The 12,386-nt window shown below is 57.6% G+C and carries 11 protein-coding genes and 1 tRNA gene; all 12 read right to left on the bottom strand.

The features are described 5' to 3' along the window. Positions 1–162 precede the first annotated feature (162 nt). The 12 genes from rpsO to ftsH all read right to left on the bottom strand — a co-directional run bounded on the left by rpsO (position 163) and on the right by ftsH (position 12,282). A complete protein-coding gene (rpsO, locus tag FGO67_RS05330; protein ID WP_041339122.1) occupies positions 163–432 on the bottom strand; it encodes a 30S ribosomal protein S15 in 270 nt (89 codons plus the stop codon). 78 nt (positions 433–510) lie between these two features. After that, entirely contained in the window at positions 511–1,440 is a 930-nt protein-coding gene (gene truB, locus FGO67_RS05325; RefSeq protein WP_203299642.1) for a tRNA pseudouridine(55) synthase TruB, read from the bottom strand. Beyond that, positions 1,437–1,862 (bottom strand): 30S ribosome-binding factor RbfA, encoded by a 426-nt coding sequence (gene rbfA, locus FGO67_RS05320; protein WP_203299641.1) that lies wholly within the window; start codon positions 1,860–1,862, stop codon positions 1,437–1,439. The genes truB and rbfA overlap by 4 nt, the downstream gene beginning before the upstream one ends. Continuing rightward, the gene (gene infB, locus FGO67_RS05315) at positions 1,862–4,402 is read right to left on the bottom strand and encodes a translation initiation factor IF-2 (protein ID WP_203299640.1); all 2,541 of its coding nucleotides are present in this window, start codon (positions 4,400–4,402) and stop codon (positions 1,862–1,864) included. The genes rbfA and infB overlap by 1 nt, the downstream gene beginning before the upstream one ends. A gap of 18 nt (positions 4,403–4,420) precedes the next feature. Continuing rightward, positions 4,421–5,914 (bottom strand): transcription termination factor NusA, encoded by a 1,494-nt coding sequence (gene nusA / locus FGO67_RS05310; protein ID WP_203299639.1) that lies wholly within the window; start codon positions 5,912–5,914, stop codon positions 4,421–4,423. Between the two features lie 57 nt (positions 5,915–5,971). Beyond that, the gene (gene rimP / locus FGO67_RS05305) at positions 5,972–6,433 is read right to left on the bottom strand and encodes a ribosome maturation factor RimP (protein ID WP_041339111.1); all 462 of its coding nucleotides are present in this window, start codon (positions 6,431–6,433) and stop codon (positions 5,972–5,974) included. Positions 6,434–6,752: 319 nt separating this feature from the next. After that, a tRNA-Leu gene (locus tag FGO67_RS05300) sits at positions 6,753–6,837 on the bottom strand. A gap of 7 nt (positions 6,838–6,844) precedes the next feature. After that, positions 6,845–7,225, bottom strand: coding sequence for a preprotein translocase subunit SecG (gene secG, locus FGO67_RS05295; RefSeq protein WP_041339108.1), 381 nt, complete (start codon positions 7,223–7,225; stop codon positions 6,845–6,847). Between the two features lie 18 nt (positions 7,226–7,243). Next, positions 7,244–8,008, bottom strand: coding sequence for a triose-phosphate isomerase (gene tpiA / locus FGO67_RS05290; protein ID WP_203299638.1), 765 nt, complete (start codon positions 8,006–8,008; stop codon positions 7,244–7,246). 75 nt (positions 8,009–8,083) lie between these two features. Further along, positions 8,084–9,427: a phosphoglucosamine mutase gene (gene glmM / locus FGO67_RS05285; RefSeq protein WP_203299637.1), complete on the bottom strand. Its 1,344-nt coding sequence runs from the start codon at positions 9,425–9,427 to the stop codon at positions 8,084–8,086. Next, positions 9,427–10,257 carry a dihydropteroate synthase gene (folP, locus tag FGO67_RS05280; RefSeq protein ID WP_203299636.1) on the bottom strand — a complete coding sequence of 277 codons (831 nt, stop codon included), beginning with the start codon at positions 10,255–10,257 and terminating at the stop codon, positions 9,427–9,429. The genes glmM and folP overlap by 1 nt, the downstream gene beginning before the upstream one ends. Positions 10,258–10,344: 87 nt before the next feature. Further along, positions 10,345–12,282, bottom strand: a complete 1,938-nt coding sequence (gene ftsH, locus FGO67_RS05275) for an ATP-dependent zinc metalloprotease FtsH (RefSeq protein WP_238942173.1) — start codon at positions 12,280–12,282, stop codon at positions 10,345–10,347. Positions 12,283–12,386 lie beyond the last annotated feature (104 nt).

Below are 12,386 nucleotides of genomic sequence, written 5' to 3'. Positions count from 1 at the left end.
TTCGGCTTTCCATTACGACAGGGTATCCGTCGAACTCACTGACACAGCCACTGCAGTCTTACTTGGTGAGAAAAGCACAACCGGCAGAACCTCGTAAGGTTCTACCGGCTGCCGGCGTGCTCTGGCCGAAGCCGGAGCAGCCTTCAGGTCGAAAAGACCGGATTAGCGACGCAGACCAAGGCGCTGGATCAGCTCCAGGTAACGGTCAGCGTTCTTGCGCTTCAGGTAGTCCAGCAGCTTACGACGCTGGTTTACCATCCGGATCAGACCACGGCGGGAATGGTGATCCTGCTTGTTGGTCTTGAAGTGATCCTGCAGCTTGTTGATGTTGGCGCTCAGCAGTGCAACCTGAACTTCAGGAGAACCGGTATCGCCTTCACCTTGCTGAAAATCCTTAACGATCTGTGACTTCTCACTGGCAGAAAGTGCCATTTTACACCTCTTTGTTTGCGATGCTCTCGAATACGGCCGAACCGCGCATCTCTACAGCCCGGCTAATCAGCGCCACGCTTAGCGTTGGTCGCTGGTCTTCACCAAACGGCGCGGGACCAACGTGATCCCCTCACCTTCCGGTGTTGCTTCTGCCAATCCTACGAAGCCTTCGTTGCCATAAACGCGCACGAATCCTTCGACAGATTGACCGGTTATTCTAACCGGTTGTCCATTCAATATCGACACCAGCGACGGCCCCGACAACTTCACTTCGGGGAACATCGACAGCGCGGCATCCGGCGCTACCAGCAGGCCGTCCAGACTTTCGTCACGCTCGCGCATGGCCTCCATTTCCGGGACTTCCTGAGCATCCGCCAGGGTAAATCCGGAAGCCATGGTGCGACGCAATGCCGACACATGGGCACCACAGCCAAGAGCCTCACCGATGTCTTCAACGAGTGAGCGAATGTACGTACCCTTGGTGCAACTAACGGCGATATCGAGCTCGTCCTCACGCACGTCCAGCAAAGTCAGCTCATAGATAGTGACCGGCCTGGAGGGACGCTCAATCTCAATGCCTTCGCGGGCGTATTCGTAAAGAGGACGCCCCTTGTGCTTGAGCGCGGAATACATGGAGGGAACTTGCTGAATGTCACCCCGGAAGTCGTCAAACACCGACTCCAGGTATGTCGCCGACAGTTCTGACGGTACTGGCTTCTCTTCGACCACGGCACCTTCGCTGTCTCCGGTTTCCGTCCGGATGCCCAGCTTGGCAGTGGCGATGTAGGCCTTGTCACTGTCCAGCATCATCTGGGAGAACTTGGTGGCTTCACCAAAGCATAAGGGCAACACGCCCGTGGCCAAGGGATCCAGTGCGCCGGTATGGCCGGCCTTAGCCGCACCATACAGGCGTTTCACCTGCTGAAGGATGCCATTGGAGGTGACACCCTGAGGCTTATCAATCACCAGAATTCCGTTTACGTCACGACCTTTGCGTCTGCGGCTCAAACGTTTTGCTCCGGCTCTTCCTGACTGTCGTCGTCATCACGGCTGACAGCTGGCTTTTCGCCCACGGCCTCTTTGATGAGACTGTCCATTTTGCGGCTGTAGCCCTGGAGGGTATCGAAGTGGAAGCGAAGCTGGGGTATCACCCGCAGCTTCATGGCGCGCCCGACCTGACTGCGCAAGAACCCGGAGGCCTTGGTCAGCACTGCAAGCGACTCTTTCACTTCGGGGGACTCCTGATCGAGCTCCTCCGTGGACAGCAAAGATACGTAAACGTCGGCGTAACCCAGATCACGGCTCACCTTGACGGCGTTAACCGTGACCAGGCCGATCCGCGGGTCTTTGACCTCCCGCTGGATCAGCTGCGCCAGTTCACGCTGCATCTGATCGCCGATGCGATCAATACGACTGAACTCTCTAGGCATTAGGCCCCCGTGGATTCGAGCTTACGCTCAACCCGTACACGGTCGAACACTTCGATCTGGTCACCGACCTTCACGTCGTAGCCCTTAACACCGATACCACATTCCATGCCGTTACGAACCTCAGGCACGTCGTCCTTGAAGCGACGCAGGGATTCCAGCTCGCCTTCAAAGATAACAACGTTGTCCCGCAGAACGCGGATCGGCTTGTTCCGGTACACGTTGCCTTCGGTAACCATGCAACCAGCCACCTGGCCAAACTTGGGTGAACGGAACACGTCGCGCACATCGGCAATACCAACGATGTCTTCGCGGAATTCCGGTGCCAACATGCCGGTCAGGGCTGCTTTCACGTCATCGATCAGGTTATAGATGATGCTGTAGTAGCGCAGATCCAGGCCTTCCTGTTCAACCAGACGCTTGGACGCGGTATCCGCACGAACGTTGAAGCCGAAGATAACCGCGTTGGTCGCCATGGCCAGACTGATGTCGGTTTCAGCAATGCCGCCGACGCCAGAGGACACAATCTTCACCTGCACTTCATCGTTACCCAGGTCCTGAAGCGCCTTGGTGATGGCTTCCAGGGAACCACGAACATCGGTCTTGAGCACAACGTTGAGGGTTTTGACCTCGTCCTTGCCCATGTTCTCAAACAGGTTCTCAAGTTTGGCAGCCTGCTGACGCTGAAGACGCTGCTCACGCTCACGTGACTGACGGAATTCGGCCAATTCTTTGGCCTTCTTCTCATCGGCTACGGCAAAGAACTCATCGCCGGCATCCGGCGTACCGTTCAGACCCAGGATCTCGACCGGAATCGACGGACCGGCTTCTTTAGCCTGCTTGCCCGCTTCGTCAGTCATGGCGCGGACCTTACCGAAGTAAGAACCAGCAACAACCATGTCGCCTTGACGCAGGGTACCGTTCTGAACCAGAACCGTTGCCACGGAACCACGTCCGCGCTCGAGGCTGGATTCAACCACTACGCCCTTGGCAGGCGCATCGGTTGAAGCTTCCAGTTCGAGGATCTCGGACTGCAGCAGGACAGCTTCCAGCAGCGCTTCAATGCCTTCACCCGTGTGGGCGGAAACAGGCACAAACTGGACGTCACCGCCCCAATCTTCAGGAACGACTTCCAGAGCTGCCAGCTCGCTCTTGATCCGATCTGGATCGGCGCCTTCCTTGTCCATCTTGTTGATGGCAACGACAAGAGGAACACCGGCGGAACGGGCATGCTGAACCGCTTCCTTGGTCTGCGGCATAACGCCGTCGTCAGACGCAACTACCAGGATAACGATGTCGGTGCACTGGGCACCACGAGCGCGCATCGCGGTAAACGCGGCGTGGCCCGGGGTATCCAGGAAGGAGACCATGCCGTGATCGGTCTCAACGTGGTAAGCACCAATGTGCTGGGTAATACCACCGGACTCGCCGGAGGCAACCTTGGTGCGACGGATGTAGTCCAACAGTGACGTCTTACCATGGTCAACGTGACCCATCACGCTCACCACAGGTGCACGTTTGGTCTTCTCGCCGCCCTCAAAGGAGAATTCGCTCAGAACTTCTTCCTCAAAGGCGTCGTCGCTGACGGTTTTGGCCTTGTGGCCCAGTTCTTCAGTTACCAGCACTGCAGTTTCCTGGTCCAGTGCCTGGTTGATGGTGGCCATTACGCCCATGCCCATCAGTGTCTTGATCACATCGGCCGACTTAACGGCCATGCGCTGGGCAAGGTCACCCACGGAAATCGTTTCGGGAATCTCTACTTCTCTGACCATTGGTTTGGTCGGCCTCTCGAAAGCATGACGCTTCTCTTTGGGTTTCTTTTTCGCACGCAGCGGCTTGCGCAGGGTGGTATCTTCTTCGTCCTCGGAAATCACCAGAGGCTCATCCACCGGGCGGCTGCGTGGACCACGATGGCCCGCCGATTTCTTCTTCGGCTTGCCTTCTTCAACTTCATCACCGCGCTCGCGAGCTTTCTTTTTCTTCGGCTTGCGGTCTTTTCCTTCGCCTTCCGGCGGAGGAATCGGAATGTCTTCCGGCGCAGGAACCGGTGCCGGCTCCTCGACCTTCTTGGCCTTGTCTTCGGCAACCGGCTGTTCCGGAGCTGGCTCCGCCTTAGGTTCCGCAGGCGCTTCCGCCTCGACCTTCGGTGCCGCCTCAGCCGCTACCTTCGGAGCTTCCTCGGCCGCCGGCGCTGCCTGTTTAACTTCTTCCTCAACGCCCTCAGCCTTTGGTACTTCCGCGTCCGGCTGAGTTTCCGCACGCTTGATGTAGGTGCGGCGCTTGCGAACTTCCACGTTCACCGTCTTGGCTTTACCTGCCTTCAGCGTGGTCGTGGTTTTGCGCTTCAGGGTGATCTTGCGGGGTTCAGAATCCGCTTCACCGTGAGTCTTTCTCAAATAGGCCAGCAACTGCTGCTTCTCATCGCTGGACACAGAATCGTTCTCAGAACGGGCTTTCAGGCCCGCTTCAACGATCTGCTTCAGCAAACGATCCACGGGAGCGCCTACGTCTTCGGCCAGTTGTTTTACCGTTACTTCAGCCATACTGGTCCTCCTCCCGAATTAGGCCTGGTCTTCAAACCAGGGGGCACGTGCAGTCATGATAAGTTGACCGGCACGCTCTTCATCCATTCCTTCAATATCAAGCAGATCCACGACGGACTGCTCAGCGAGATCTTCCATGGTGCGCACACCCATGCCGGCCAACTTAAAGGCCAGGCCACGGTCCATGCCGTCCATTCCCAGAAGATCTTCTGCCGGCTCCGAACCCTCGAGTGCTTCTTCGCTGGCCAGCGCCTGGTTCAACAGGACGTCCTTGGCCCGGCGGCGAAGTTCGGTCACCGTGTCTTCATCAAGGCCTTCGATGGCCAGCATTTCTTCCATCGGCACATAGGCCACTTCTTCAAGCGATGTGAAGCCTTCCTCAATCAGGAAGCCTGCAAACTCATCGTCGACATCAAGATTGGCGGTGAAATGATCCACCAGTCGATTGTACTCCTGTTCCTGACGCTCACCGGCTTCTTCTTCGGTCATTACGTTCAGGGTCCAACCGGTCAGCTCGGTCGCCAGGCGGACATTCTGCCCGTTACGGCCGATGGCCTGGGCCAAGTTATCTTCAGCAACCGCAACGTCCATGGTGTGACGGTCTTCGTCCATCACAATGGAGGCGACTTCGGCCGGTGCCATGGCATTGATCACCAACTGGGCCGGGTTGTCGTCCCACAGCACGATATCAACGCGCTCACCGCCCAACTCGTTGGATACCGCCTGCACACGCGAGCCGCGCATACCGACACAGGCACCCACCGGATCGATCCGGCGATCATTGGTCTTAACCGCAATCTTGGCGCGTGAACCGGGATCACGGGCAGCGCCACGAATCTCGATCAGCTCCTCGGCGATTTCAGGCACCTCAATGCGGAACAGTTCGATCAGCATCTGCGGAGCGGTCCGGCTCAGGATAAGCTGAGGGCCGCGGTGATCGGTGCGGATTTCCAGCAGCAGCGAACGAACACGATCACCCATCCGGAAAGTTTCCCGGGGGATCAGGTTTTCGCGCGGCAGCAGGGCTTCGGCGTTTGCACCCAGATCAACGATAACGTTGTCACGGGTTACTTTCTTGACCGTACCGGACACCAGCTCACCGACGCGATCGCGGTAGCTATCAACAATCTTGGTGCGCTCTGCTTCACGTACTTTCTGGAAAATGATCTGCTTGGCCGCCTGGGCGCCAATGCGGCCAAAGGCCACCGATTCGATTTTCTCTTCGTGAATGTCTCCGGGCTGCAGCTCGCTGGAAATCTCTTCCGCTTCCTGGAACGTGAGCTCGGTGCCCAGCGCCGGAACGGCGTCGTTATCAACAACCAGCCAACGGCGGAAGGTTTCGTATTCTCCGGTGCGACGATCAATGGACACCCGGATATCGGCTTCCTCGTCTTCATACCGCTTTTTGGCGGCAGTGGCGAGTGCCAGCTCGATCGCCTCAAAAATCACATCCTTCTCGACTCCCTTCTCGTTCGAGACGGACTCAACCACCAGCAAGATCTCTTTACTCATTCGATTGCCCTGCCCTCAAATTAAACTGTGCGTCCACTGACGTGCGTTCAGATGTATTCATTCAAATACCGGGACGATGTGCGCCCGCTCGATGCTATCGAACGGCAGCAGATACTCGTGATCATCAACGATCACAACCACATCGTCGCCCTCTACGCCCTTGATCAGACCGTTGAACTTGCGCCGCCCCTCAAAGGCCATGCGCAAACGGATCTGGACCTGCTGGCCAGCAAAGGCTTCGTAATGTTCCAGGCGAAACAGCGGCCGATCCATACCCGGGGAAGACACCTCCAGGGTATATTCGGATTGGATGGGGTCTTCCACATCCATCACGCCGCTGATCTGCCGACTGACCTTCTCGCAGTCTTCAATCGAGATGCCGTTTTCAACATCTTCGATAAACACCCGCAGCTTCGAATGGTGACCCTGGGACCGATATTCAATACCCCAGTATTCAAACCCCAGGCCTTCGACCACCGGCCGAAGAATGTCTTCCAGTTGCTTAAGCTTGGCTGACAAGTTATGCCGTCTCCGTTTTCAAATTTACCGGCCCCAAAAACAAAAAAAGGGCTGTTAATCAGCCCTTTTTACGCACCAGGGCCTGATGCGCCAGGCCCCTTAATCAAAAAGCCCCTAAAAATGGGGCTCTTTGTTGCAAGAACTCGCAGGAAGCAAACCGGTGAACCGCTTCCTGCTGACAGACACCTGGCCTGCCAGAAACCGATACGCTCACACGCACCGGCTCCAATAACCGCCGGAGTATAGAGACGCCAGACGGACTGGTCAAGGACTGACCAAAAAAAACGGCCTGGAAAATCCAAGCCGTTTTTCTTCAATATGGTGCCCGGGGCCGGACTCGAACCGGCACGGCTTTCGCCACTACCCCCTCAAGATAGCGTGTCTACCAGTTCCACCACCCGGGCAACACTCTTACTCGAGCTCGGGGAGATCAGACTCCCCGCTCTCGGTTTCGCTGGACTGCGCTGCATCTGCCTCAGACGCCTGCTCCATCGGGGCTGAATGGCTGGATTCCTGAACCATAGGAATACCTGCCTCACCGGCCACTTCCGCACGCTGCTTGGCGAATACCGCCAGCGAAAAACTCGTTACAAAAAACACGATTGCAAGAATCGTAGTGAGGCGTGTCAGAAAGCTTCCGCTACCCTGACTACCAAACACCGTCTGCGAGGCACCGCCACCAAACGCTGCACCAGCGTCTGCACCCTTGCCCTGCTGGATCAGCACAAGACCCACCAGTGCCACGGCGATAACCACGTGCACTACGACTACCAGTGTTTCCATCCAATCCATATCGACTCTCGCGAACCTTTAACTGTTGGTACTCGCCGGCATTGCCTGGCAAATACTCACAAAATCGTCTGCTTTCAGTGACGCCCCGCCGATCAAACCGCCGTCTATATCCGGCTCGGCAAAAAGAGCGGCTGCATTATCCGCTTTTACGCTGCCGCCGTAAAGCAGTGAAATGCTTTCGGCCGGCGCATTCATCTCAGTCAGCACTTGTCGGATCGACGCGTGCATGGCTTGAGCATCTTCCGCGGTAGCGGTTTTCCCGGTACCAATGGCCCAGACCGGCTCGTAGGCCACTACAATTCGGCCCCACTGATCTGCGGCCACATTAGCCAGAGCTGCCTTAACCTGCGACGCCACAACCGCTTCTGCACGGCCAGCTTCGCGCTGCTCCAGGGTCTCGCCAACACATACAACGGCGACCAAACCACTGGCGACCAGGCTCTCAACCTTGGCGGCAACCTCATCATCGGTCTCGCCAAACAGCTGCCGACGCTCAGAGTGCCCAACCAGTGCATAAGAACAGCCCTGATCTTTGGCCATGCCCGCGGCGATCTCGCCGGTGTAAGCACCTGAAGACCACTGCCCTACGTTCTGCACGCCAACCATCAGGCGACCGCCTGACTGCGCCACAACGTCGCTGACATAAATTGCAGGAGGGATAATAACAACCTCCACACCATTATCAAGCGACTCAGCCTCGGACCGGACAGAGCCAACGAGCTGCTGCACCAGGTCTTTCGACCCGTTCATTTTCCAGTTTCCGGCTACAATCTTGCGGCGCATAACAGTTCCCAAACGTGAGGGAGGGCGAACTATACAGCAGTCCCTCCCGACAGACAACCGCCTGAAAATACGAAATTAAGCGGAGGAATTCTCGACCACTACGGCGAGCTCATTGGCGATACGATCAATCGTCTCGGCATCTTGGCCCTCGGTCATTACCCGAATCAGCGGCTCGGTTCCGGACGCCCGCAATAGCACGCGACCAGCCTCACCCAACTCGGCCTCAGCCTTACGCACGGCGCTGGCAATATCTTCGCGGCTATGAGGATCAAAGCGCTCGGCCACACGGACATTCACCATGGTCTGCGGCAACTTGCTCATGGTGCGGCGCAGCTCAGCCAGAGGCTTGCCCGACTTGTAGACCGCCAGCAAGACCTGCAATGCAGAGACAATACCATCACCGGTGCTGGTGCAATCGCGAATCACCATGTGACCGGAGCCTTCGCCCCCGAGCACCCAATTATTCGCGATCAGGCGCTCCATGACATAGCGATCGCCCACGTTGGCGCGCTCGAACTCAATACCCTGCTCCCGCAGTGCAAGTTCGACACCCAGGTTAGTCATCAGGGTCCCAACCACGCCACCCTTAAGCCGGCCCTCGGCAAAGCGCTGACAAGCAATCACGTACAACAACTCATCACCGTCGACCTCGGAACCGTCGCGATCCACCATCAACACCCGGTCGCCGTCACCATCGAAGGCAATACCCAGATCGGCGCCGCGACTGACCACGGCCTGCTTCAACGCGCCCAGCTCGGTAGAACCAACATTCAGGTTGATGTTCAGCCCATCCGGCTCACCACCGATGACCGAAACATTCGCACCGAGCTCACGGAAGACCTTGGGGGCAACGTGATAGGTGGCGCCATGGGCGCAATCGAGGACGATTTTCATGCCATCGAGACTGAATTCGTTCGGCACCGTACTCTTGCAGAATTCAACATAACGACCGGGCGCATCGTCTACCCGGGATGCTTTACCCAATTCCCCGGAAGCACACACCTCCAGCGGCTGATCGAGCCAACGCTCAATCTCGGCTTCCAGGGCATCGTCAAGCTTGGTACCGGCCGCCGAAAAGAACTTGATACCGTTGTCGTGATGCGGGTTATGGGAGGCGCTGATCACAATACCGGCAGACGCACGAAAGGTACGGGTCAGATAGGCAATGGCGGGCGTTGGCATGGGGCCCAGTAGTTTCACGTCCACACCGGCGGCGGCGAGGCCTGCCTCCAGAGCGGATTCAAACATGTAACCGGAAAGGCGGGTATCCTTACCAATCAGCACACTGTTGCGCTGGCCGTCGCGCTTGAACGCCTGACCTGCAGCCCAACCCAGGCGCAACATGAACTCGGGCGTGATCGGGGACTCGCCGACCCGGCCTCGGATGCCATCGGTACCAAAGTATTTTCTGTCGGACATTAGCGCGTCTCCTTCATTGCCGTTACTACCTTAACGGCATCCACTGTTTCACGGACATCATGCACCCGAACGATGCTGGCTCCTTTCATGGCGGCTATTGTCGCGGCCGCAAGGCTGGCGGGCAACCGTTCATTTACCTCACGCCCGGTGATCGCCCCCAACATGGACTTGCGCGACATACCCACCAACAGCGGGTGGCCCAGCACATGCAGCTGCTCCATGGCGGCCAGCAGCTGAAGATTGTGCTCCAGGGTTTTACCAAAACCGAAGCCGGGATCCAGGATAATATTCTCCGGCCGCATCCCGGCCGACTCCGCCACCCGCATGCGCTCGGTCAGAAAGGAACTGACCTCGCGGCAGACATTCCGGTATTCCGGGCGCGCCTGCATGGTTTCCGGCTCACCCTGAATATGCATGATACAGGCGGGAATATCCGCCTTGGCTACCGCTTCAGGCGCTCCTTCGCGCTGCAAGCCGCGAACATCGTTAATGAGCCCGGCACCAAGGGCGGCAGTTTCTGCCATCACCTCAGGGGCACTGGTATCCACTGAAACCACCACATCAAGCTCTTTGGCAATGGCTTCAACCACCGGACACACCCGGTCCAGCTCTTCCTGAACTGACACCGGCGTTGCGCCCGGGCGCGTTGATTCACCGCCTACGTCAATAAACATGGCCCCGTCTGCGGCCATTTGCCGAGCCCGGGCAATGGCAACCTCGGGGCGATTGAACTGTCCGCCGTCAGAAAAGGAATCAGGCGTGACATTAAGAACACCCATCACGTGGCACCGAGCCATATCCAGCCTGCGGCCAGCGAAGTTCATGTCCATAACAAATCCTGTCGAGGGTCTGCAAAAACAAACGCCGCCCGGAATCCGGGCGGCGCGTGGGTCTTACTTAAGGTCGTGCGAGCGGCGTCAGTGCTCGCCGGCGGGCCGGCCAACATCAGGCTGCCGACCATCGTCAGAGCCCTTGGACTCAGGCGCCGGCTCCTCAGACGTCACACCACCAGTAGGGCCACTGTCCCCCCAGCCCTTGGGCGGGCGAGGCTCACGACCTTCCATGATGTCGTCGATCTGGAAGCGGTCGATGGTTTCGTACTTCATCAACGCGTCGGCCATCAGGTCCAGCTTGTCACGATTGTCAATCAGCAACTGACGGGCCTTTTCATAGCACTCGTCGATAATGTTGCGAACTTCTTCGTCAATCCGCTGAGCGGTTTCCGGCGAGTACACGGTCTGTGCCTGCCCGGCGGAACGGCCAAGGAACGGCTCTTCACTGTCAGTATCGTACTGCAGCGGGCCCAGCTTCTCGGACAGCCCCCAACGGGTGACCATGTTACGAGCCAGACTGGTCGCCCGTTCGATGTCATTGGACGCACCGGTAGTAACGCCGTCGAAGCCAAGGGTCAGCTCCTCTGCAATCCGGCCACCGAACAGGCTACAAATGGAGCTGATCAGGAAGCGCTTGCTGTGGCTGTACTTGTCTTCCTCGGGCAGGAACATGGTGACACCCAAGGCCCGACCACGAGGAATGATGCTGACCTTGTAGACAGGATCATGCTCTGGCACCAGACGACCAACAATGGCGTGGCCTGATTCGTGGTAGGCGGTGTTCCGCTTTTCTTTCTCGCTCATGACCATGGACTTGCGCTCGGCGCCCATCATGATCTTGTCTTTGGCGAGCTCGAACTCTTCCATCGATACCAGGCGCTGGTTACGACGAGCCGCAAACAGCGCCGCCTCGTTGACCAGGTTGGCCAGATCGGCACCGGAGAATCCGGGTGTACCGCGAGCAATCAGGGCCGGCTCAACGCCATCCCCCAAAGGCACTTTCTTCATGTGCACTTTCAGAATCTGCTCACGACCAATAATGTCTGGCAAACCAACCACGACCTGGCGGTCAAAGCGTCCGGGACGCAGCAGCGCCGGGTCCAGAACATCCGGACGGTTAGTCGCGGCGATTACGATAACGCCTTCGTTACCCTCGAAGCCGTCCATCTCAACCAGCAACTGGTTCAGGGTCTGCTCACGCTCATCGTGACCACCACCCATGCCAGCGCCACGATGGCGACCGACGGCATCAATCTCGTCGATAAAGATGATGCACGGGCTCTGTTTCTTGGCCTGCTCGAACATGTCACGAACCCGGGAGGCACCAACACCCACGAACATTTCCACGAAATCAGAACCGGAAATGGAGAAGAACGGCACCTTCGCCTCACCCGCGATAGCTTTCGCCAGCAGGGTTTTACCGGTACCTGGCTGACCGACCATCAGCACGCCTTTCGGAATGCTGCCGCCCAGACGCTGGAACTTGCTGGGATCCCGCAGGAAATCCACCAGCTCTTTCACGTCTTCTTTGGCTTCATCGACACCGGCTACGTCGGCAAACGTGGTCTTGATCTGATCTTCACTCATCAGACGCGCCTTGCTCTTGCCGAACGACATGGGGCCTTTACCGCCACCGCCGCCCTGCATCTGGCGCATGAAGAACACAAACAACGCAATGATGATCAGAATCGGGAAAGCCGCCACCAGCAACTGCGTCCACAGGCTCTGGCGCTCTGGCTCCTTGCCGATAACCTCGACGTTGTTGGCCAGCAGATCATCCATCAACTTGTTGTCGGAGACCTGGGGCCGGATTGTCTGGAACTGGGAGCCGTCACCACGGGTACCCTGAATTTCCAGGCCATCGATCGTCACTTTGTTGACTTGGCCCTGCTGGACCATCTCAACAAACTGCGAATAATTGACTTGTTGTCCGCTGGTGGTGGGAGAGAAGTTCTGAAACACCATCAGCAGTACTGCGGCTATGATTAGCCAGAGAACCAGATTTTTTGCCATATCGTTCAAGGATCATCACCTGTGAATTGAAGGGCTGCCCCGCAGGCACCGCTCTTTTCTGACACCTTACACCAATTGTACGCCCGTCCACCAGAAACGGCCCATCCGTATCG

This window comes from Marinobacter sediminum (genome assembly GCF_016820575.1).
In the GTDB taxonomy this organism is placed as follows: Bacteria; Pseudomonadota; Gammaproteobacteria; order Pseudomonadales; family Oleiphilaceae; genus Marinobacter; species Marinobacter sediminum.
Note: the sequence above shows the minus strand (reverse complement) of the source record. Positions and strands in the feature narration are given on the sequence as shown.

Coding starts and splice junctions, on each gene's coding strand:
- rbfA (WP_203299641.1), bottom strand. CDS start 1,862: ATGCCTAGAGAGTTCAGTCGTATTGATCGCATCGGCGATCAGATGCAG.
- nusA (WP_203299639.1), bottom strand. CDS start 5,914: ATGAGTAAAGAGATCTTGCTGGTGGTTGAGTCCGTCTCGAACGAGAAG.
- infB (WP_203299640.1), bottom strand. CDS start 4,402: ATGGCTGAAGTAACGGTAAAACAACTGGCCGAAGACGTAGGCGCTCCC.
- secG (WP_041339108.1), bottom strand. CDS start 7,225: ATGGATTGGATGGAAACACTGGTAGTCGTAGTGCACGTGGTTATCGCC.
- folP (WP_203299636.1), bottom strand. CDS start 10,257: ATGGACATGAACTTCGCTGGCCGCAGGCTGGATATGGCTCGGTGCCAC.
- glmM (WP_203299637.1), bottom strand. CDS start 9,427: ATGTCCGACAGAAAATACTTTGGTACCGATGGCATCCGAGGCCGGGTC.
- rpsO (WP_041339122.1), bottom strand. CDS start 432: ATGGCACTTTCTGCCAGTGAGAAGTCACAGATCGTTAAGGATTTTCAG.
- tpiA (WP_203299638.1), bottom strand. CDS start 8,008: ATGCGCCGCAAGATTGTAGCCGGAAACTGGAAAATGAACGGGTCGAAA.